Consider the following 22,210-nt stretch of genomic DNA (forward strand, 5'->3'; position numbering starts at 1 on the left):
TGTCGGCGCTCGGTCAATCAAGTGCAGCTGATTGCCATTTAATCCTCAACTAAAAAGAAGGACCGTCACCAAGGCGACCGTCCTTCTTGATTCAAAAAGGCTTGCTGATCATCAAGTACAAGATGATTACCGGCAGTAGTGTTGCTGCCGTCCCGCCTACCGCCCAATACATCGACACTCTCTTGTATCTATCGGAAATAACTCCGCCGCCTATCGATTCCAGACTAAGGCGAATCATTCCTTTTTGCAGTGGTATCAAAATCCCTGCCCACAATATGCCTGTGATGCCGAACAGGATCAAAGAGACCGCCAGCCAGCTCATTCCACCCATTCCATATCCCGCCTGTACAGACATAACGACTCCAGAAATAATCAGCAGCAGCAAGCCTGGCAAGGTAAACACATAATCGGCTAGCATAACATTTTTGACCGTATGATGGATTTCCGTTGGATCCCCCTTCAGGTCTGCCCTCACTTTCCAGAAAGCTGCCGTGATAATATTGCCCAGGAACAGCACGCATCCGGCGATGTGAAGAAATAACCACAATGTCATAGGCCTTCCCTGCCTCCCTCTTTGTTCCCGGGCCGCAGAATGTCGGTTATAAAATCCGAATATTCCTTGGTACTGAATACATTTCCCTTCACTCCGATCAGTCCCCGCATCCGCAGCCCGAAGGATAACAGCTCGAACAGCTCGGCTGTCCGTTCAGCATCAATTGTATCGGTGATAACACCTGCCTCCTGGCCTGTTACAATCCACTGCTTGGAGGTGGCCGTGGCTTCCTTATAGAAGCCCGCAACGATGTCAGCGATCTCGGGCTGATCGCTTTTGCCGATAAGGTACATCAAGATGAGGTTGCTTACGTCATCCCGGCTTTCCAGGCTCGACATGCTGTTTATGATGGTATTCATCGGACCATCAAATTCCTTGATGTCCCCTTGCTTGTTCACTTCGCTCATGAAATGCTCGTTCTGTTCCGCAAGCCTGGCTTTCAATACATGGACAAACAGTTCGTCTTTACTGGATACATAATGAAAAATGGCTCCTTTGGACATGCCGGACCGTTTCATTATGTCATTAAGCGTCGTTTGGCTGCAGCCTTTCTCCCTTATCAGTTCTTCCGTGGATTCAAGCAATATCCGCTTGGTCTGCTCGCGCCGTTCTTCCTGCTTCATCTGGGATCCTCCTTCTTCTCGGTTGGTTACCCCTGGGGCGGAAGCCATCCTGCTGCAAGAACCGCAGCAAGGAACAGCATTTGCATAATCACTCTTGCCCCGATCGGGGTGACCGGTTTGCCCCCAAGTGTCAGCTTCTTATGGGCCGCATATATGTTGGCGGGAAACATAGCCAGGAGCATCAGTGCCAGCCCTGTAGAGGCAGCCATCGCAGTTGCCGGGATGAGGAGCAAAATCGCACCCGCAATCTCAAGAATACCTGTAAGACTGATCAGGATCTGGGCAATCGGTATTCTTGGCGGCATCATGGCAATCAGATCACCTCGAAGTCTGCCCCAATGCGCCGATGCGGCTACCAGAAACATAATTGCAACCGCAAACCGCAGGGAAATAACCCAATCATTCATGTAATCCCACCCTGCCCAGCCCAGCGTCCGAAACAATATAAGCGAAACCAGCATGGCTGCTAATGGTGCCATCTCCTTCACCTCCAATTTGAATATTCTGTATTTTTATTATATATACCGACCATCGGTTTGTAAATATAATTATTTGTATGTTTAAGGGAGCAAGCTCACGGCTGTGATACAACCGGGCTGGCTCCCTTTTGCAAACACTATTCTCTTCCTACGCCCTGCCCTCTTCATAAATTCTGAACAGCAGGATATACAGCACCGCACTGATCAGTGCTGCTGCCAGAATGATGGTGAAGATTCCCATAGGCGGCAGCCAAGCGGACAGGAATACCGTCACCGGTGCAAAAAACCTGCCGATCGTATACTGCAAACTGTCCGCCCCCATATACTGACCTCTTGCATGCTCGGGAGCATAACGGCTGATAAAGCTCTGTGTCACCGGAGAACGAACCATTTCGCCAAACGTGAACACCGTCGTTACAAAGAACAGGAACCAAATATTCGTGTGTAAACCAAGGGCAAACGTACCGATTCCGGACAACAGTGAAGACAGGACAAATACGTTGCGCTCCTTCCAATGATGGAACCATTTTGTGATCGGGATCAGAAACAGGACAAACAATAGTCCGCTATACCCCAGCAGCCAGCCTAATATTTCTGTGCTCGACAGCATAAGCGAATTTCCGTTCCAATGGATCAGTGCTTGGGAAGGTACATAATGGATGACATACACCGCTAGATACATATCCAATTGCATGATCGTCACAAGCGCAAAGATCCCCGCCAAAATATACAGCAGAAACACCTTATCCCTGAATATGATGCCATAGCCTCTCCATTGTTCCTTGAATGTATGTTTAATCGAGGCTGAACGTTCCGTGATTCTCGCTGACGCTGGCAATGTTTCATGAACGATGAAATATATGGCGATGAAGTATGCCAGCAGAACGATGGAACAGGACCACAAGAGCTCTTGCCGATATTGGAAGAAAAAAACAGCCCCGAGTGCCGGACCCAGTACAGCGCCCACATTGTTGGCTGTCGTAAACATGGCGAATACTTGTCGCCGTTCTTGTGCCGGAACCAGATCCGCCACCATCGCCGTGCTGGCCGGTCTATAGATAGCTCCGCCGAATCCAATCGCTATAAAAGCCGCATAATCCATCCAATGTGAAGGCGATAGCGCAAACAGCGCAAACATGAGCGTTTGTAACGAAGCGCCAAGCAGCATGATGGGCCGTCGGCCTAACCGATCCGCCAAGGCACCCCCAAGCAGGTTGCCGATAATGCTGAATATCGGGGGGACCGTCATTAGAACACCCGCGATATGATTGCCCAGAGACTGACCAAAATAAACCGTTATGAAGGGAAAGTACATCCAATACAACATATTGAACAGCCCTTCGCCCAACAACCGGACCTTTAAATTGTTATCCCATAATCGTATGTGCACAAGACTCCCTCTTTCTATCCAAACAGCGCATGGTAAAAAGCTTCCGCGCTAAACACGTCTCCCGGCCGGGTATTACAAACTATAGAGCATTTCCCTGCCAAAATATAGACTTATAATGAGGGCTGAGTTATACTAATAATATCAAAGCCGAATATACAAGTATTTAATTTCGATGCCCCATAAAACGAACATTTGTTCCGCATATAATAAGACGCTCCGGTCGGAGCGTCTTTTTTAGTGCATTCATATATGCCATTATCATGCTGTTCCAGCTTGCCTGAAGGCTTAATCAGCCAGCATCTTCTCGTTATGCAAATAATCAAAAATCATCTGACAAACGGCGGATACACGTTCCCTGTCCTTATAAGTGAACCAAGCTAAGGCTTCAATCTCCGAAGCTGGGTTCAGCTCTCCTTCATAGTCCGCGGTGTAACAGGTCATCGTTACTTGAACGCCCTCTAATTTACCGTGAGCGGCCGCATGAAAACTGTCGACGTGCGCTGCCGTCTTTCTGTTGATTCGAACAGACAGCTCCTCCTCGATTTCTCTCACCAGCGTATCGATATCGGATTCTCCCGGTTCGCGTTTCCCTCCAGGCAGATAATAGGTGTCCTTGCCTTTGGAACGAGCAGTTAATATCCTTCCATCTACGATATGAAGCCAGGCGATTTTATCAATCTCCGTATTCATATGGATTCCTCCTCATCATTTAAAACACAGGTTTATGCCGCCTCTTGCTGCTCATGTTTCCCGCCCAGTTTAAAAACCAGGATGCCTCCGACAATAACGACAACACCGATCAGTTGGTTCATCGTAAAGGGAACCTTCTCCAGGCCTAACCAGCCGAGGGAGTCCCATAACAAAGCAAAGCCGAGCTGTGAGGTCATGACGATCGAAATAGCGAACGTTGCTCCCAGCAGCCTTGTCGCCTGCACGAGACAGATCACCACACCGACACCGATCAATCCGCTGATCCAGTACCAAGGCTCCATATTTTGAATATTAAACGTACCCTTACCCTCCACGATAAGACTCATGCTTAATGAAGCCACAAAGCCCATGCCTAACACCAAGGTGGTTGTGGACCATGATCCTGTTTTTTCATTGACTCTATTATTGAAGATATTTTGCAGACTGACCAGTGAACCTGCGATAAGTGCTAATATTAATCCTGCTATCATGCTCGATCTCCCTTGCTGAATGATTCATATTGTTGCGTGTTACTCTTCATAAATATTGCTGCCGGCTACAATTGTCAAAGCTTCTCGATTCTTAATCAGAATGAATCCCTTGCGGCGTTCAATCAGACCCTCTTGGCTAAATTTCAAAATCACGCGGTTTAAGTGCCGGTAACTGGTTCCGAGTAAATTCGCGATATCAGTGAGGTTGAATGCGGTTGGATCATCTGTCTTGAGCGTGTCCGAATCCTCTACCGAGACCGACAGCAAATAACTGGCCAACCGCACCTCTACCGGATGCAGCAAATTAAAGCTTAGGAAATTGGATTTAATATAAAATTTTCGTGTAATGATGCGCAATAAAAATTGCAGCAGCGGCGAATGCTCCTGTCCGTATTTTCGTAACCAGCGATAATGCACGCCAATCATGTACACGGGCGAGACGGCTTGAACCGTATTAATCATCGGATTCCCTTGGATATATTCAATATCTCCAATCACCTCAAGAGGTGTTTTGAAGGAAAGAACGAGGGCTTTGCCTTCCGCAGAGGTTGTGTATATTTTGATTTTCCCCTGGACAAGGATGTACAGCATTTCGGCAGGTTCTCCTTGCGTGCAGATGATATCCCCCTGATCGAAGCGATACAACACCAAATAAGGCATTAACTCCTCATGAAACACGGACTCCATCTCATGGTTCAGCAGAAAGTTTCGCAGAAGCTCTGCATTATGAATTTCCTTCACGTTTCTATCTCCCTCTCCAGCCTTCCAATCTTCGGCACCAGCCGTGCCTCATCATAATTTTATAATGACCACTCCAGCGATCATCATCCCGATGCCAATGAATTGTGGCAAACTCATCCTCTTCTTCACCACTCCGAACCAGCCGTTGCTATCGATCAGGAAAGTCAAAAATAGCTGCGCTATTAACAATGCAGATATCGTTAACGTAACACCGATATTCTGAATGGCCGTAACTTCACTGAATATAATGGGCGCTCCCAAGGCTCCTCCAATCAGATAAAGCGGCTTGACCTGTCCAAATCCTTGCTTGCTTCCGTCCCGGACGAACAGTAGAATAACCAAAGCCATCATGAATCCGGTCAGCTGCGTTACCGTTGCGGCTTGCCAGGTGCCCATATCCTGACTGATCCGGGCATTCGCTACGCCTTGAAGTGTAATGCAAGCTCCGCCAATGAATGCAAATATAATTCCCCTCATGGTTCAAACTCCTTCATATATATAGGTCTGTATACTATTAAAAGTGAAATGGCTGAACTCAGGAAAGGACATATGTCCTGAAATGGTTTAAAACCTGCATGCTCTCCTTATAAGAAATCACGAATTCCATTATATACTATCCGTCAACTTTGCATTTAACATACAAATAAGCTGCCCGCGTTTCTTGACAGCTTAAGTTTTATTCGTATAGCACGCCCCATTTACGCCCCCTCATATTAATCGTCTTGCATGGTATAAAACAGTTATAACCAAGTTTGCTTATATGGTGCGGCCATCATTATGTTTTACTATAAATATATAAATGTAAACCGCTTTACATATTGGAACGGGAAGGAGCTCCTGTAAGTGATGTTAGACAGACAAGACCATGCTCACAATGAACGCAACCGTATGAATCTGCAATCCGACTGCAGCAGCTGCTTTGGATTATGCTGCGTCGCGCTGCCCTTCGCGGCCTCGGTTGACTTTGCCATGAATAAAGATGGCGGGACGCCTTGTCACCATCTGCAATCCGACTTTCGCTGCGGCGTTCACGGCAGCTTGAGGCAGCGCGGCATGCGAGGCTGCACCGTATTTGATTGCTTCGGAGCGGGACAGATGGTTTCGCAGGTTACCTATAACGGCCGTGATTGGAGGCAGGCTCCGGAAACGGCACAGGAAATGTTCGATGTATTCCCGGTCATGCGACAGCTTCATGAGCTGTTATGGTACCTGAACGAAGCCATGACATTGCAGCCAGCGCAGGAGATACATTCCAACTTAAGAGAGGCACTGGACGAGACCAAGCGGTTCACTCTGCTTCCACCCGAATCCCTGTTACGGCTGGATATCGCAGCACACCGGTCCGAGGTGAACCGGCTGCTCCTTCAAACAAGTGAACTCGTACGGGAGAATGCGCGCCGTTTATACAGAGATAATCCTGTCCGCCGGAAGATCGGCAGCCGTGGAGCCGATCTCATCGGAGCTAAACTGAAAGGAGCCGACCTGAGATACGCGAACTTAAGAGGCGCATATCTGATCGCCGCGGATCTCAGTGGAGCTGATTTGAGAGCCGCTGATCTGATCGGTGCGGATCTCAGGGATGCCGATCTAAGGGGAGCTGACCTGACGGACAGCATTTTCCTTACCCAGTCCCAGCTTAATGCAGCGAAGGGCGACGCCAATACCAAACTACCACCCTCCCTGTCACATCCGATACATTGGGTGGATTAAGCCTAATGAGGGACGGTATATCATATGAAATGGGTCACGAACGCTTGGAAGAGCGGCGGTAGCATTTTGCCCCATCTTGGTGACCGTAATTGCCATCATTTCACCGTCAACTACTTTGAATGGTTTGCAGGCCTATTCCACGAATCCTTCAATGAAACGATGCGGTTAAACACAAGCTTGTGCTCTGTTGAATACTTGGAATCCACGCAGAAATAGCCGTGTCGGATGAATTGGTACGTGTTGTGCGCAGTCGCTTCCGCCATCAAAGGCTCCAATACAGCGGCTTCGACTTTAATGAGCGATTCCGGGTTGATCAAGTCTTCCCAGACGTTACCCGATTCGGATAACTCGGCTGATTCCTTCAGCAGCTTATCATACAGATGAAGTTCCGCTGTGATCCCATGCCTGGCCGAGACCCAATGCAGCGTCGATTTCACCTTTCTTGCATTAAATCCGCTGCCGCTCTTGGTTTCGGGATCATACGTACAGTGGATCTCCTGGATTTCCCCTGTTGATTCGTCCTTCAAGATATGCTCGCATTTGATAAAATAAGCGCCCTTTAAGCGCACTTCCTTGCCGGGCGACAACCGGTGAAATCCGGGAGTCGGCTCTTCCATGAAATCCTCCCTCTCGATAAACAGCTCCCGTGAAAAAGGAACCTCCCGGACCCCTTTCGATGCATCACCTTCATGATTCGGAACAATAAGCATCTCGCTCCAATCTTCCGGAACGTTGGTAATGATAACCTTCAGCGGTTTGATGACAGCCATCACGTTGTGGCAGCGTTCCTTCAAATCTTGACGGATGTAATGGTCAAGCATGGCCGAATCCACCATGCTGTTGCTGCGAAACACGCCGAGCTCACCCAGAAATTTCCGAATTCCTTCCGGTGTCACTCCCCGCCGCCGGAGCCCTTTAAGCGTGGGCAGTCTGGGGTCGTCCCAACCATCCACGAAACCACCTTCAACCAGCTCCCTCAGATACCGCTTGCTTGTCACGAAGCCGGAGATGTTCAATCGTCCGAACTCCCTTTGCTTGGGCGGCTCCTTGATTTCAAGCTCGGTTACCACCCACTCATACAGCGGTCGATGATCTTTAAACTCGGCTGAGCACAGCGAATGTGTGATTCCTTCAATGGAGTCCTGAATCGGATGGGCAAAGTCATACATCGGATAGATGCACCATGCGCTTCCGGTTCGATAATGCTCGGCATGAAGGATACGATACAGCACAGGGTCTCTTAAATTCATGTTGGGCGAAGCCATGTCGATTTTGGCCCGGAGTACTTTCGCTGATACAGCGAATACCCCCGCCTTCATTTGCTCAAATAATGATACATTTTCTTCAACGCTGCGCTCACGGAATGGACTGTTCTTGCCTGCTTCCGTCAGTGTTCCCCGGTACTCCGTCATTCCCTCGGGCGTAAGATCACAGACGTAGGCCTTCCCCTTGCGGATTAGTTTCTTGGCCGCTTCTGCGATTTGCTCGGAATAATCCGAGCCATAATAAACCTCCGGCGTATACCCGAGCCACGCGATATCCTCCTGGATCGCTTGTACGTATTTCACATCCTCCTTCAGAGGATTCGTATCGTCAAACCGAAGGTTGAATGTTCCATGAAATTGGCTTGCTATGGAATGGTTGATGTGTATGGCATAAGCGCTGCCAATGTGCAGGTAGCCGTTAGGCTCAGGCGGAAAGCGGGTGGCCACGGGTCTGTGGTACACTCCCTTTTCAATATCTTCCTTAACCATTCTTGTCAAAAAATTCACCGTTTCTTCTCCCAAACTCTTATCATGAATCATGCTGAGCTCCTCCTTCGAATTCATCCCGAATAACTTCCTGAAAAAATAAAAAAATCCCGTCTCCAAGACATTAGTCTTGGGGACGAGATTGGTTTCGCGGTGCCACCCCTGTTTACCGATATATCACGATATCAGCCTTATCGGGTACGGCTATCACAAAACAAGCTTATACCCTAGCTCTGTAACAGGAGTTCCTGTCGCACCATCCCTTATCCATAAGTTCCGATGCGCCGCTCAGAGGCTTGGTTCAATAAACGGCTTCCTGCCCCTTTTCAGCTTACCGGAGCTCTCTGTAGGGAATCCTGTTTCATCTACTCTTCTCTTCATGGCGTTTATAATTTGATCCATAGTATCATCTATAAATAAAAAAGTAAACCGTAAGCGTCACTTAAAATCGCAAAAAATCTTATGAAAATCCCTCCGTTAAACGGTCCAGGAATCAGATTGGCAGCAATTTAACGGTAGCCAACTTGCCACTGACCTGAATGCCGGTCTCCTTCTTGCCGACCTCGGCCAGATCATGGACCAGACGCTCAAGCAGCTTGCGGGCTGCTTCTCCCTCCTTGCCTTGAATGCGGATGACCGGCTGCACGGCTTTATCCGCTGCAAGCAGCTTGTGCATTTGTGACAGCTTGGTATCGTAGTCGTGCTCCTCGATATGTACAGACAAGCGGAATTCCTTCACTTTAATTGGACCGGATGTTTCATTATGGCCTTTCTTTTCCTTCGCAGCCACCTGCTTAGCCTGCCCCCGGCTCACCAGCTTACATGGTGGCGGGCTGCTAAACAAAGAGGTACACACCAGATCGGCTTTGTGGCTCTTGGCCAGTGCGAGCGCCTCTTCCCTTGTGACGATGCCCAGACTCTCGCCGTTTAACCCGGTAAGTTCAACCTCTCGTGCCTTTATCTTTTCATTCATAATCAACATAAACAAGTCCTCCCATCATACGTGTCTCTCCCATTTCATCTCTTGATAGAATAACATATTCCCTTATCTGCATGGATTGTTTTAATAATGACAATAGTTGTCACTATTATGGGTTATAGTTGAACTACAAACAACAACAAGCAATGGGATAGGTTCCATTGCCCTAAGGAGGATATGATATGCAGTCCGCTCAGGATATTCAATCAACCAAACGCAAGTATTTTCAATCAGGCAATTTGAAACTCTCCTACCTCGATTATGGTGGCGAGAGTCTTAATGTTCTCCTTATGCTGCATGGGCATATGAATGATGCCGAAACCTTCACGAAATTGGCCGCAAAGTTTACGGATTGGCGGGTGATCGGGCTTGACCAACGCGGTCACGGCTGGAGTGAGCATTCCCCGGATAAAAATTATTCAAGAGAGAGTTATGTGGAGGATATCCACACCTTGATTACATCCGAGTTAAAGGGACAACAGGTAACATTGCTCGGACATTCTTTAGGAGGTATCAACGCATACCAGTTTGCCGCCCGGTATCCGCAGTACGTTAAAGCCGTTATCGTAGAAGACATCGGGGCTGAGATTGACGTCGACATGTCCTTTATCGGGAACCTGCCGGAACGATCAGATACACTAGACGACCTTAAAGAGGCTCTTCTGCGTATTGGCCTAAGAAATGTCGATTACTTTGCTGAAAGCGTATTTGAAGATGAGAGAGGCTGGGGCTTCCGTTCAGATCTTCAGGGAGTTCCGGTTTCTGCACAGCATACGAAAGGCGACTGGTGGAAGGATTGGTTGGCCTCCACTTGCCCGATCCTGCTTATTCACGGCAAACAAAGCTTCGCCTTGGACGAAGCCCATGCCAAGTTGATGGCAACTCGGAGGCCTCATACTTCTCTCGTTGTTTTTGAACAATGCGGCCACGATATCCATTCTACCGATTTGGAAGGATATACCCAGGCAGTGAAAGAGTTCCTAGACACGCTAACATAAAAAATCCAAACAGATAGCAGGCAGCATAACGAGAAGAATGTTGAAATTTTTTTATGTAGGATAGACTTTCAAGATAACATTCTCCCTGAAACTACGTAAGCGTGGTGATAAGAGTATGCAGCTGCTTGGCAGAATACTCATCTTTTCCCTCTATTCTTGATTTTTTACTTATTAGGTAGGTTTGTGATATTTGATATCATAAATTTTGACAAGCGCATTTTTCAAAATGTTTTTGTCCGCTGTAATGGTGGATAAGCTAAGAAATAGCAGGGATTATTAGTCTTACTAGCAAACACCTTAACTCGACGAAATTACACCCTTTTGTCGAGTTAAGGTGTTTTTTTCATTTCTCGAGGTTCTGCTTTAACGGGACAGAATAGGTTTGGTAAACCTCTCCTTCCCTGATTTCCAGGCAGTTCAGCTGTTTGCCGTACACGCATGCCCCATCAATGCCAATCTTGTCTCCATCCTCACTGAACCAAACCTTCTCGGATGCATGCAGGTTGATGGCCGGCGTATGCCCGAATACAACGGTTTTGGGAAGACGGGTCGGATAATTATAGAACTTGTCGCGAATCCATATGAAATCATCCTGCACCTGCTGCTTCCAATCCTCCACAGCCGGATTAATCCCGGCATGCACAAAGATGTGGGTGTCTGTCTCATAATATAGCCGGAGTGTATTGAGGAATGCGAGATGATGTTCATAATGCTTCTTAATATAGGCTTTACCCTCGTTATACTTGTCCCGCTCCATTTCACCTTCAAAGAAATCAGCGCCGCAGTAACTCTCAATTGTATGTCGCGCACCGTTGCGAATCCAGCGCGAATTCACTTCCTCCGTATCCAGCAGAATAGCATCCAGCATCATCTGATCATGGTTCCCGCGAAGGGTGATGACTCCGCAATCTTGCAGTGCCATTACCTGTTCCACAACTTCCTTGCTTCGCAGTCCCCGGTCCACATAATCACCAAGCAGGATGAGTCGATCTTCATCCGGATCAAAACAAACGTCTAACAATAACTGATTAAACTCATCATAACAGCCATGAATGTCACTAATAGCTAAGACCCGAATCGTGATCCCCTCCACTTCTTAGGAAATGATTTAACCCCAAATGCCCATAAATTGTACATTCTAATTAGGTATTCTAGCATAATCTTATCATTCGCGAAGAACACTTCTATACGGCCTGCCGTGGATCTCACATAAAAAAAGGCGCTCCATCAAGTCCTATTGACCCGCTGGGAACGCCTCTTTTAGCTTGCAGTCATCTCTACTTTATTTTTCGATACAGCTTTTCCCTGTCATCCATCGCTTCATAACAGTGGGTGTAGGGATTAAACAGAATGGATTCCTTATCCCCAAGAACCAGAAAGCCCAGTTTAGCCAGACTCTCATAAAAAAGCTGATGTGCCCTGTGCTGCAGCTCTCTATTGAAATAGATGAGCATATTGCGGCACAGAATGACATTGAACTCATTAAACGACTGGTCCGTCACCAAATTATGTCTGGCGAACACGATATTTTTCATCAATGAAGAATGAAAGATAACCGATTCATGCTGCGCTGTATAATAATCCGCAAAATCCCGCGTTCCGCCGGATCGGATGTAATTCTGCGTGTATGCCTTCATGTTACGCAAGGGAAAGATGCCTTTTTGCGCCGATTCCAGCGCATCGTCATCAATATCCGTTGCGTAGATACGCGCTTTGTCATACAGGCCTTCCTCTTGGAGAACAATCGCCATGGAGAGCACCTCCTCGCCCGTAGAGCACCCCGCATGCCAGATTCGGATATGCGGGTATGTCCGCAGGTACGGTACCACCTTTTGTCGAAAGGTCAAATACATGGAAGGATCCCGAAACATCTCCGTGACATTCACCATGAAGTAATTCACAAGCTGCTGCATACTGTCCGGTTGATAAAGCACTCTGGGAATGAGAGAGGCAATCGATTCCTCACCCATTCGCTGCATGCCATGTCGAATCCTGCGCCGGATGTAATCATACGCATAATTCCGAAAGTCATAACCGTACATCCGATAGATAGCCTGCAGCAGCAGCTCTACCTCAATCTTCTCGCGTTCGGCATATTCATCGTTGACCGATGGATTCATCATCTCATCCTGGTTGAGAATAATCTTCTGCCTCCTCTATGTGTAAAGCCATACCTTCAGCAAGGACAGCAGCTTCTCGACATCAATCGGTTTGGTGATGTAATCGGAAGCACCCGCATCAATGCAGCGCTGACGGTCTTCCTTCATGGCCTTCGCCGTCAGGGCGATAATCGGCAGCTTGTCGAATTGCGGGATCTCTCGAATCGCCTTCATCGTCTCATAACCGTCCATTTCCGGCATCATGATATCCATCAGCACCAGATCAAAATTGTGATCCTTCTGGAGCATCTCAAGCGCTTCCCGCCCGTTTTCTGTGAAAACCACGTTCAGTTTATAGGATTCCAGCACACTGACCAGCGAGAAAATATTACGGATATCGTCCTCCACCAGCAGAATCCGTTTTCCTTCGAACGCATCTTCATTGTTATACAGCTTACGCAATAGATTGCGTCGATCTTCCGGTAAATTGGCCTCTACCCGGTGCAGGAACAACGCCGTCTCGTCAAACAGCCGTTCCTGCGATTTCACGTTCTTAATGATGATGCTCTCCGCATATTTCTTCAGTTCGATTTCTTCCTTCATATCCAGTTCTTTACCCGTATAAATAATAATCGGCAGCTGCTGAAGATGCTTGGTCTGCCGAATGCGGTCCAGCAGCTCGAAGCCCGTAATGTCAGCCAGACCCAAATCCAGTACCATGCAGTCAAAATGCTCCCGCCCCAGCTCGCGCAGTGCTTCCGCCCCCGTGGAAACGGCCGTTATGATGACATCATCATGGCCAATCAGCTCTACCATGCTGCTGCGCAGAATAACATCGTCTTCAACAATCAGCAGCCGCTTGAGATCACGATCCACAAAGGTTTCGATATGAGCCAAAGCTCCCTCAATCTGATTCTTGTTGGCCGGTTTTTTCAGGTAGGCCATTGCCCCCATGCTTAAGCCCTGCTGCGGCTCATCAACCACGGAAATGACATGCACCGGAATGTGGCGCAAATCCGGCTGCTGCTTCAGCCGCTCGAGTATGGTCCAGCCATCGATGACAGGCAGCTGAATATCAAGCATAATGGCATCCGGTTTATAGGCATGCGCAAGCGCCAAGCCCCGGTCCCCTTTCAGCGCAACAATCCCTTTAAATTTATGTGCGCGAACGATATCCAGCAGTATTTTCGCAAAATGGATATCATCCTCAATGATTAATAAGATCCGGTCGCCAGGCTTAATATGTTCCCGGTCATCCTCCATTTCGGAGACGGTCAACAGATCGGGATCGGATAATTCAATATCCGTTGCCAGAACCTCTTCCGAAGACGAAGAAGATGAGGGTACGCCCGGGATAACGGCTTCATGGGCAGCGGCGGCTTCCTGAATACCTGATGCCTCTGGTAGAACCGGGGTTTCCGGCACATATAGCGTGAAGGTGCTGCCTGTGCCTTCCTGGCTTTTAAAATCAATGTATCCGCCAATCAATCCGGCCAGCTCGCGGCTGATTGTAAGCCCAAGTCCCGTGCCGCCGTATTTGCGGCTAGTGGATCCATCCGCCTGCTGGAACGCCTGGAAGATGACATCCTTTTTATCCATCGATATGCCGATGCCCGTATCGGTCACGGAGAATGCAGTCCATCCCCCTTGACTCATTTCACTGAAAGGCTGTTGATGATTCGTACGGGTTACCTGCAATGTTACAGAGCCCTGGCTGGTAAATTTGAAAGCATTGGATAACAAGTTCTTCAGAATCTGCTGCACGCGCTGTACATCGGTATGTAACGAATGAGGCAGACCCTGCTCCATCTCGATATGGAACTCAATGCCTTTTTTCGCCGCAAGCGGCTCGAAGCTGCGCTGCAGGGTTTCCTTAATCTCTTCGAGAATAACAGGCTCCAACTCAACCTTCATCTGTCCCGCCTCTACCTTCGACAGGTCGAGAATATCATCAATCAGATGCAGCAGATCATTGCCCGAAGAGTGAATCGTTCGCGCGAAATCCACCTGCTTCTCATTCAGGTTCCCTTCCTTGTTCCCCATCAGAATTTCGGACAAGATCAATAAACTGTTCAGCGGCGTCCTGAGCTCATGGGACATATTCGCCAAGAACTCCGATTTATATTTCGATGCAGACTGCAGGTCGGAAGCCTGTTTCTCCAGCATGAAGTTCTGCTTCTCAATCTCGTCTTTGATTTCTTCAATCTTGCGCATATGCGCTTCCACTTGCTCCGTACGGTTGCTCAGCTCCATATTGTTCTTCTCCAGCTCTTCTTGCTGACGCTGCAGCCGTTCTTCGGATAGTTTCAAGGCCTCGTTGGACGCCTTCATCTCATCTTGCTGTGACAGCAGCTCATCCGATTGTGCCTTCAGCTCTTCCGTTTGCACCTGAAGTTCCTCGGACATCGCCTGAGACTCCTCCAGCAGACGCTTGACTTCCATCTGGGCAAGAACGTTATTCATCGCAATGCCCAGCGTACTCCTTGCCTGATCTACCAGCTTCAATTGTATTGGAGTAAAGGCTTCTAGCGAAGCAAGTTCAATAACCCCTTCAAGCTCTCCTTCAAGCTCTCCTTCATATTCAACAGGAAAAATGAGAATGCTGCGCGGGGCAGATTGCCCGAGACCGGTCGTTATTTTCACATGATCATCAGGAATCGCTTCCATGACGATGGTTCTTTTCTCAACGGCGCATTGACCGACCATACCCTCACCCATATTGAATACCGAGGCGCCCATATCGGTGCCTGAAGCAGCGAATGAAGCCGTCTTATGAAGCTTGTCACCCTTCCGCAGGTAAAAAACACCATAGGAGGCGTTGACCAGATGTGCCATTTTGGTAATGAAGGCCTCGGCAAGCGGGTTGATATGGCTGATGCCTTGATACGAGATAGCTACATCACCGGTACTGGTCTGGAGCCAGCTTTGTCTCTCGTGATTTTCGAGCAGCCGGTTGGTGGCTTCACCCAAATCCCTGACCTCATCCTTGGTTCGAACCACAATACGCTTGGAGCGTAAATTGCCTTCGGAAGACGCAATGTCCGAAATCGCATGGACCACTTCCCGGATCGTGTTCACGATAGACTTCGAAATCACCACGCCAACTGTAATGGAGAGAACAATGACCAATGCCAGAACAATATAAAGCACGTTTTTGAAGTCCGCGTTTTTTTGATCGAGCTCATCTACGCGCTTCTGTGTCAGACTTTTCTCCGTGCTGCGGAAATCTGCCAGCTGTGACCGCATTTGATCAACGATTTTTTTACCCGGGTCCTCCATGAAGAATTGAAGGACTCCTTCGTTGTCATTCGCTTTTTTCATAGCAACAACGGTCTCTCCAGCGGTATCAATCCATTCTTCGATGTTGGCCTTGATCTCCTCCAAACGATTCTGCTGATCGGGATTATCGGCTATTAACTCATGGAGATTGGAAAAATCCTTCTGCCAATTGGCCTGTCCGTCTGTATAGGGTATTAAGTATCGGTCATCCCCGGTAAGGGCAAAACCTCTCTGTCCTGTCTCCATATCGAGCACATGTTTTTCAATCTGATTCGTCAAATTGTGAACTTCAATATCATGCTCCACGATAAAATCAATCTCTTTCTCAAGAGATGAAATTCGATCGCTGAGAACAAAGATGGAAGCTCCCAGAAAAATAACGATGATCAAATAACCAAGCACAATCTTTGATCCTATGTTAAGCCTCATATTATGTAACACGTTTTTCACTTCCCTTTCCCCGGCATCCATCCTTTTTTGAGGAACCAAACCATAAAGAAGAATACGCCGAACCCTTTCATCGAAAAAAGGACTTGGCGTAATTACGGATACTTCTGGCACATGTCGTACTCGAAGCTTGATATGATAATGTCTCTATCACTCACGTTTAAGTTTACGATAGTTTCTATGATGATGTCTAGATTACATAGGGGGCTTATATATAACTATATTTGGCCATCGCATCTCCCCACGGAGCATAACCCGCTTCCTGGAACCCCATTTGGGTGTATATCGTTTTGGCCCGCTCATTCTCGGGTTTATAACATAACATCACATGGTCTGTTCGGTCCGAAGCCTTTCGAATCTCATCAAGAACGAGCCGAATCGCAGGTTTGGCATAATGCTGCCCTTGAAACCTGCCGTCGATCATAAACCGGTATATCCAGTAGTTATCATCGCAAGAATGAGGACCGTACATGACAAAACCAATCATCTCATCATCATGATAGATCGCCCTGGTTTCGAATCCTTCCATAAATTGTGCCTCGGCTATCGAGTATAGATTAGGTGCAATCCATTTCTCTTGTTCCGGCTTGGGTTTGAGACGGATGCAATCCTCCCAATTATCTTTATCTATGACATGAAGTGTTATCAAGTGCAAGACCCCTTCAATATGGTTTATGCCTCTATCCTAATCCAATGCGAGCTATTTTTCACGGTATTAAATATGTAAATCCAAATAGAGCGCTTCAAAACAAGATAATTAATAATTATAAGCGTTTGTTCCATATTCCGAACATGCCGCGACGGATAAACTAAAGTTAACTTTATTTAAATGGAGGCGTTTATCTATGCGGCAATTCAAAAACCATACCCAATCGAAAGGACTACAAAACATGAAACGAATGAGGGTTATACTATATGCAGAAAATATTGAATATTGGGGTTCTGGCCCATGTTGACGCCGGTAAAACCACACTAACAGAGCAAATTCTCTACCGATCCGGTATCATTGAGCAGGCTGGCTCGGTCGATCAGGGCAATACAACCACCGATTCCCTCGAAATTGAGCGAAGACGGGGAATTACGATTAAATCCGCGGCGGTATCGTTCACGCTGGGTGATCTTAAAGTCAATCTCATCGATACGCCGGGGCATGCGGATTTCATCTCGGAGGTCGAGCATTCCTTAAGTGTTCTGGATGGCGTCATTCTGGTTATTTCCGCCGTTGAAGGTGTACAGGCCCAAACCCGGGTGCTTAAACAGAGTTTGAAGGAACAAGGTATCCCTACCCTACTGTTCATGAACAAAATCGACCGAATGGGTGCGGACTACAACCGAGTTCGTACCATGCTGCGGAATCTGCTGGATGAACATATTTGTGAAATGAGCCGTGTTGATGATGAAGGCAGCACATCCGCTCACGTAAACATGGCAGATCCCCATAACTCAGGTTGGCTGGAGATCTTGGCGCTGCTTAACGACGAGCTGCTGCAAGATTACGCTCAGGATGTTCCTGTGTCCAGCCAACGGCTGAAGGAAGAATTGCGCAAGCAAACCCGGCAAGGTAAAGCTTATCCCCTGTTTGCAGGCTCCGCCGCCAAAGGCATTGGCATGGAGTCGCTGCTAGCGGCACTGAACGACTTTTTCCCGGTTAACGACCCGTCTGAGCTGAATCATGAGCCGCTATCCGGCTTGGTGTTCAAAGTGATTAAACAGCCGAACGGGGAACGGAATGTCTATTTTCGGCTGTTCGCCGGGAAAGTCCAGGCCCGTGATGAAATCTCGGTTACGTCACAGGACGGACAAACCACGATGCTTAAAGTGAAGCAGTTGCATGCTCTGCAGCATGGAAAATCCGCTCCGGCCGGTCATATTGATGCAGGGGATATCGGCATCCTGATCGGTAGCGAGCTAAGGGTCGGCGATGTTATCGGAGCCGTGTCTGACAAGATGAAGGTTGTTCACTTTCAGAAGCCACCCATTCAGGTCCATGTCTCAACGAAACAACCCGAAGACGAACATAAACTGCACAATGCACTAAGCGATCTGACCGTTGAGGATCCATTTCTGCAGTACGTTCAGGATGCAAACACAAAGGAAAACATCATCCATGTGTTCGGCAAAGTCCAGCAAGAGATTCTGGTAGAGACGCTTCAGCGGCAATACGGCATCGAAGCTGTTTTTTCAGCTCCCCGGGTCATTTGCATCGAGAAACCCTGCGGTGTTGGAGAAGCTGTTGAATATATAGGGGAGTGCCCATTCTATGCAACCGTCGGCTTGCGGGTTGAACCGGGAGAACCGGGATCCGGTCTGCAGTATCGCTTGGACGTTGAGCTGGGCTCCCTTCCTCTATCCTTCCAGAAAGCGATTAAGGATACCGTCATTGAGGTGCTTCAGGAAGGGCTGTACGCATGGTCCGTAACGGATATCATCGTGACGCTGACGCATACCGGTTACGCAAGTCCCGTATCCACAGCCAAGGATTTTCGCAGCTTAACCCCGCTTGTCCTTATGGAAGCGCTGAACCAAGCCGGGACGGAGGTATACGAGCCCATGAATGATATCCAATTCATCCTGCCGGAAAGCAGCTTAAGCAAAGTTTTATCCAGGTTAGCTGCACTTGAAGGAACGTATCAGGAACCTGAATTCCGTAACAACGCCGTTCATCTTCATGGCACGATTCCTGTGCGCACTTCCGACGAGCTGAAATCAGAAGTCCATTCCCTGACAAGCGGTGAAGGCATGCTCTCCGTTAGACCAGGCGGCTACGTGAAGGTGCAGACCACCATCCCTGAGAATAAACGGCGACAAGTAAATCCGCTGAATCGCGGTGAATATATGCTTCACTTGAATAAGATCCTGTAATGAAGAGAAGCAGGCACAATACACCACAGAAGAAAATTCCCTCCGCCCAAGCGAAGGGAATTTCTTCTGTCTAACTCCATATCTAATAAGCGAAAAGATAAGTTCGAGCACGCTACACTTACGAAAGGCGGCGAACAACCCAATCATTATTCATATAATCTGAATATTATACTATGAAGAAGTAAGATGATTCTTAATCATGATATATCAGGAGGCTAGACGCTATGCCTGCAATAATAGGGGTTCTTTCCGTTATACTGATGTTGCGCGTCGTTAAACGCAGATCCCGGAGGAATAATCGCTAAGCCACCTTTCCCTCCCATACCCATAAGAAAACCGCCAGTTCTTCTACTGGCGGTTTATTGTTTATGTGTATGTGTATGTGTATGAAGAACTTCATGGACCGGTACTTACCCTGTACAAATTCAGCCACCTTCTTGTTCAGATTCATTTATAAGCACGATTTCGCCATATTTGTCATCCACAATGAATTATTTCTGAATCTATTGATATTCTGGTCCGTAAATACCTCCTCACAATAATTATATGCGGCACATGAAATAGAAGCATGCCTATGCCTATTCTCGTTCTCTTTTCGCGGAGGTTGTGGGTCTAAGCTGGTTACAAGTGTAAGTAAGATCAATAGTCCGATAATCCACCAGTTCATGTTAAGGTAACCGCCATTCTCTCTTTTTCGCACGAATACCAACCTTTCATCCCTGCAGCTTATGCTGGGTTATTTCTTCGATCTAGTAGATCTTGATCCTCATCCATAGTGGTTCATCCCCCTATCATATCCGTTCAATAACGATAACCTCCAGCAAGCCAAGTTGTTTGTTAAGCTGTTATACTTAATTAACGCTTCAAGCCCCATCGTAGTCTCGCTCTATCTTTCTTAGTCTGGTGCAACTCTTTTTGCCCCTTGTCACTTATTAAGAGAGAGGAAAAAACGTTGCTCTAGACCCACCCATAATCGGCTTGGTAATATAGTCAGGTACTATTCAGGGGCGTGCGGAAGGAGTCGGCTAGATGTGGAGCAACAACGTTTCAATGATTTAAAATTAGGTGAAAAAGGTGCCATTATCAGTATCATTGCTTATATATGTTTATCTGCAATCAAACTGTTCATAGGCTATACCGCGAACTCCGAGGCCCTGCGGGCGGACGGATTAAATAACGCCACGGACATCGTGGCCTCCATTGCAGTCTTGATCGGACTTCGATTGTCACAAAAACCGGCTGACCGGGATCACCCCTACGGACACTGGAAAGCGGAGACGGTGGCGTCCTTAATCGCTTCCTTTATTATGATGGCCGTAGGTATCCAAGTATTGTACGGGGCCATATCTTCCGTATTTGAAGGAAATCATGAGTCCCCTGATCTCATATCCGCGTGGACCGGTATCTTCTGTGCCATTGTGATGTTTATGGTTTATCGCTATAACAAACGACTCGCAACGAAAATAAACAGTCAAGCCGTTATGGCAGCCGCCAAGGATAACCTCTCGGATGCCTGGGTCAGCATCGGTACGGTTGTCGGTATTGTTGGCGCTCAATTTCATGTGCCATGGCTTGATCCGCTAACTGCCGTCCTGGTCGGCTTTCTGATATGCAAAACCGCATGGGATATCTTCCGCGATGCCTCTCACCATTTAACCGATGGATTCGATGAGAATATCATTAAGAGTTACAGAGAAACGGTGAAGCAGGTTTATGGAGTAAAGGGAGTCAAAGACATTCGTGCAAGAAATTATGGTAGCAACACAGTTGTCGATATCGTTATTCTCGTAAAATCAAATCTGGATATCCGGGTTGCTCACGATATCTCGGATCAAGTGGAGCATGAGTTAAAAGAAACGCACGGCGTTTATGATGTTCATGTTCATATCGAACCGAATTAAGCTTCCAACAGACGACAAAACAAGGTCCGGCCGTATCTACACTGGCCGGACCTTGTTTTGTCTATTTTGCGTCTTCGAGCGATTTTTCAAGATCAAGCTTAAATTGCTCCAGCGTCTCATAACGATTGATGGTAACTCCCTCCTCGATGAGGAGTTTCTCCAGACCCGATTCCAGGCATAGAACCGCTTCGTGAAGCGGAGCGAAATTGCCGGGATCCAGCACTGACACCAGATCCGGCAGCCCTTTGCTGAGATAAACCTGTTGATAGTTCAGACTTGAATCTAATGAGGTCGGCCAATACCCATGTTCAGCGTAATAAATAAAACGGGCGATCTCATCTTGGGCACCAATCGACCAGAAGTAGGCGATTGGATAATTCCCAGTTTCACAGGCCGTCTTGAGTTTATCCAGAATCCCCTTCAACTCTTCATAAAATCCCTTCATTCGGTCCGGATAAGAGGGCTGCCCCGTTAGCGCAGCTTTCTCCTCGATCAATAACGAAAGCATACTCTCGACGAGATGTTCGCATGCATCGCGGATGCCCTCTGCCGAATCTGCACACATGATGTAATCCATCTGTTCTTCCAAACGGGCGGGTTTTAGCGCAAAATTCATGATCTGGCTTTGGTTCTTGCCCCAGCCGCTCTTGAGATAGGTTCTGTTGAGAAGTGCCAGACTCGAAAGCACCTGAATTAGTACATCATGAGCTTCATTGCGGTAGTATGTGATGTTTCCCTCGCATGGCGCCTTCCCGAGCTTATACAAATGAAGATACACGGCACGTAACTGTTCCTCGGCTTTATCAATAAACGACTGCTGGCTCTGAGGCATATCGATAATCGTTTGCTGCAGCTTCTTAAAGCGTGACAGATCCTCATCGCTCCGCGAATACAGCAGAATCGAGTCCGCGATGATGGAGGTGTTCGTTTCCTGATAGGTTGCCATGCGTTCGGCTCGTTCCCAGCTGATCGGCCAGAAATCGAAGCTGATATCTTGCATAACAAACTGTATACTTGCACGATAACCTTTTGGCGTGGCCGGTATGAAGAAAAAATCCAGATCCGATCGCTTGGTAGCCGTGCCCTGTGCGTATGATCCGTAATAGGCAACAATTGCGATATCCTGTGGATAATTATTTTTGATATGATCCACCAACGTATCAGCGACGTCCATTATATGTAACACCAGGATTCCCCCTTTAAATTCGAATGGCTTG

At 47.6% G+C, this 22,210-nt stretch carries 19 protein-coding genes and 1 other annotated feature; of the genes, 4 read left to right on the forward strand and 15 right to left on the reverse strand.

The genetic code is table 11. The features are described 5' to 3' along the window. Positions 1 to 91: 91 nt before the first annotated feature. The 8 genes from M2277_RS14110 to M2277_RS14145 form a co-directional block, all read right to left on the reverse strand. Entirely contained in the window at positions 92 to 553 is a 462-nt protein-coding gene (locus M2277_RS14110) for a DUF2269 family protein (RefSeq protein ID WP_006209903.1), read from the reverse strand. Next, a complete protein-coding gene (locus M2277_RS14115) occupies positions 550 to 1,176 on the reverse strand; it encodes a TetR/AcrR family transcriptional regulator (RefSeq protein WP_006209902.1) in 627 nt (208 codons plus the stop codon). The genes M2277_RS14110 and M2277_RS14115 overlap by 4 nt, the downstream gene beginning before the upstream one ends. Positions 1,177 to 1,202: 26 nt before the next feature. Next, complete coding sequence (locus M2277_RS14120; protein WP_280755001.1) at positions 1,203 to 1,655, reverse strand: DoxX family protein; 453 nt, start codon at positions 1,653 to 1,655, stop codon at positions 1,203 to 1,205. Between the two features lie 148 nt (positions 1,656 to 1,803). Next, positions 1,804 to 3,045 (reverse strand): MDR family MFS transporter, encoded by a 1,242-nt coding sequence (locus M2277_RS14125; protein ID WP_148247497.1) that lies wholly within the window; start codon positions 3,043 to 3,045, stop codon positions 1,804 to 1,806. Positions 3,046 to 3,330: 285 nt separating this feature from the next. Then, complete coding sequence (locus M2277_RS14130; RefSeq protein ID WP_006209899.1) at positions 3,331 to 3,735, reverse strand: NUDIX hydrolase; 405 nt, start codon at positions 3,733 to 3,735, stop codon at positions 3,331 to 3,333. A 32-nt stretch (positions 3,736 to 3,767) separates the two neighbouring features. Further along, on the reverse strand, positions 3,768 to 4,226 hold the full coding sequence (locus tag M2277_RS14135) for a DMT family transporter (RefSeq protein ID WP_006209898.1): 459 nt from the start codon (positions 4,224 to 4,226) through the stop codon (positions 3,768 to 3,770). A gap of 39 nt (positions 4,227 to 4,265) precedes the next feature. Beyond that, positions 4,266 to 4,967 (reverse strand): Crp/Fnr family transcriptional regulator, encoded by a 702-nt coding sequence (locus M2277_RS14140; protein WP_006209897.1) that lies wholly within the window; start codon positions 4,965 to 4,967, stop codon positions 4,266 to 4,268. Positions 4,968 to 5,018: 51 nt separating this feature from the next. Then, complete coding sequence (locus tag M2277_RS14145; protein ID WP_006209895.1) at positions 5,019 to 5,444, reverse strand: DMT family transporter; 426 nt, start codon at positions 5,442 to 5,444, stop codon at positions 5,019 to 5,021. A 369-nt stretch (positions 5,445 to 5,813) separates the two neighbouring features. Between M2277_RS14145 and M2277_RS14150 the strand changes: the two genes are divergently transcribed. Further along, positions 5,814 to 6,677 (forward strand): pentapeptide repeat-containing protein, encoded by an 864-nt coding sequence (locus M2277_RS14150; RefSeq protein ID WP_148247499.1) that lies wholly within the window; start codon positions 5,814 to 5,816, stop codon positions 6,675 to 6,677. 110 nt (positions 6,678 to 6,787) lie between these two features. On the opposite strand, the gene M2277_RS14155 is transcribed toward M2277_RS14150, so the two are convergent. Further along, positions 6,788 to 8,482, reverse strand: a complete 1,695-nt coding sequence (locus M2277_RS14155) for a glutamine--tRNA ligase/YqeY domain fusion protein (RefSeq protein WP_280755002.1) — start codon at positions 8,480 to 8,482, stop codon at positions 6,788 to 6,790. A gap of 75 nt (positions 8,483 to 8,557) precedes the next feature. Beyond that, positions 8,558 to 8,818, reverse strand: a binding site (T-box leader). A gap of 103 nt (positions 8,819 to 8,921) precedes the next feature. Continuing rightward, the gene (gene infC / locus M2277_RS14160; protein WP_063479336.1) at positions 8,922 to 9,410 is read right to left on the reverse strand and encodes a translation initiation factor IF-3; all 489 of its coding nucleotides are present in this window, start codon (positions 9,408 to 9,410) and stop codon (positions 8,922 to 8,924) included. 179 nt (positions 9,411 to 9,589) lie between these two features. Between infC and M2277_RS14165 the strand changes: the two genes are divergently transcribed. Continuing rightward, entirely contained in the window at positions 9,590 to 10,405 is an 816-nt protein-coding gene (locus tag M2277_RS14165; protein ID WP_280755003.1) for an alpha/beta fold hydrolase, read from the forward strand. A gap of 343 nt (positions 10,406 to 10,748) precedes the next feature. Here the strand turns inward: M2277_RS14165 and M2277_RS14170 are convergent, their stop codons facing one another. From M2277_RS14170 to M2277_RS14185, 4 genes are all read right to left on the reverse strand, one after another. Further along, a complete protein-coding gene (locus tag M2277_RS14170; protein WP_348537777.1) occupies positions 10,749 to 11,498 on the reverse strand; it encodes a metallophosphoesterase family protein in 750 nt (249 codons plus the stop codon). A 184-nt stretch (positions 11,499 to 11,682) separates the two neighbouring features. Next, on the reverse strand, positions 11,683 to 12,525 hold the full coding sequence (locus M2277_RS14175; RefSeq protein WP_481857773.1) for a CheR family methyltransferase: 843 nt from the start codon (positions 12,523 to 12,525) through the stop codon (positions 11,683 to 11,685). Positions 12,526 to 12,561: 36 nt separating this feature from the next. Further along, complete coding sequence (locus M2277_RS14180) at positions 12,562 to 16,224, reverse strand: response regulator (RefSeq protein WP_280755005.1); 3,663 nt, start codon at positions 16,222 to 16,224, stop codon at positions 12,562 to 12,564. A 214-nt stretch (positions 16,225 to 16,438) separates the two neighbouring features. After that, the gene (locus M2277_RS14185) at positions 16,439 to 16,879 is read right to left on the reverse strand and encodes a GNAT family N-acetyltransferase (RefSeq protein WP_063479333.1); all 441 of its coding nucleotides are present in this window, start codon (positions 16,877 to 16,879) and stop codon (positions 16,439 to 16,441) included. A gap of 266 nt (positions 16,880 to 17,145) precedes the next feature. On the opposite strand from M2277_RS14185, the gene M2277_RS14190 reads away from it, so the two are divergent. Further along, positions 17,146 to 19,092, forward strand: a complete 1,947-nt coding sequence (locus M2277_RS14190; RefSeq protein WP_280755006.1) for a GTP-binding protein — start codon at positions 17,146 to 17,148, stop codon at positions 19,090 to 19,092. Positions 19,093 to 20,123: 1,031 nt separating this feature from the next. Then, complete coding sequence (locus M2277_RS14195; RefSeq protein ID WP_063479331.1) at positions 20,124 to 20,993, forward strand: cation diffusion facilitator family transporter; 870 nt, start codon at positions 20,124 to 20,126, stop codon at positions 20,991 to 20,993. A gap of 61 nt (positions 20,994 to 21,054) precedes the next feature. Here the strand turns inward: M2277_RS14195 and M2277_RS14200 are convergent, their stop codons facing one another. Then, positions 21,055 to 22,179, reverse strand: coding sequence for a nucleotidyltransferase domain-containing protein (locus tag M2277_RS14200; protein ID WP_280755007.1), 1,125 nt, complete (start codon positions 22,177 to 22,179; stop codon positions 21,055 to 21,057). Positions 22,180 to 22,210 lie beyond the last annotated feature (31 nt).

The organism is Paenibacillus sp. LBL (genome assembly GCF_029893715.1).
In the GTDB taxonomy this organism is placed as follows: Bacteria; Bacillota; Bacilli; order Paenibacillales; family Paenibacillaceae; genus Paenibacillus_AQ; species Paenibacillus_AQ glucanolyticus.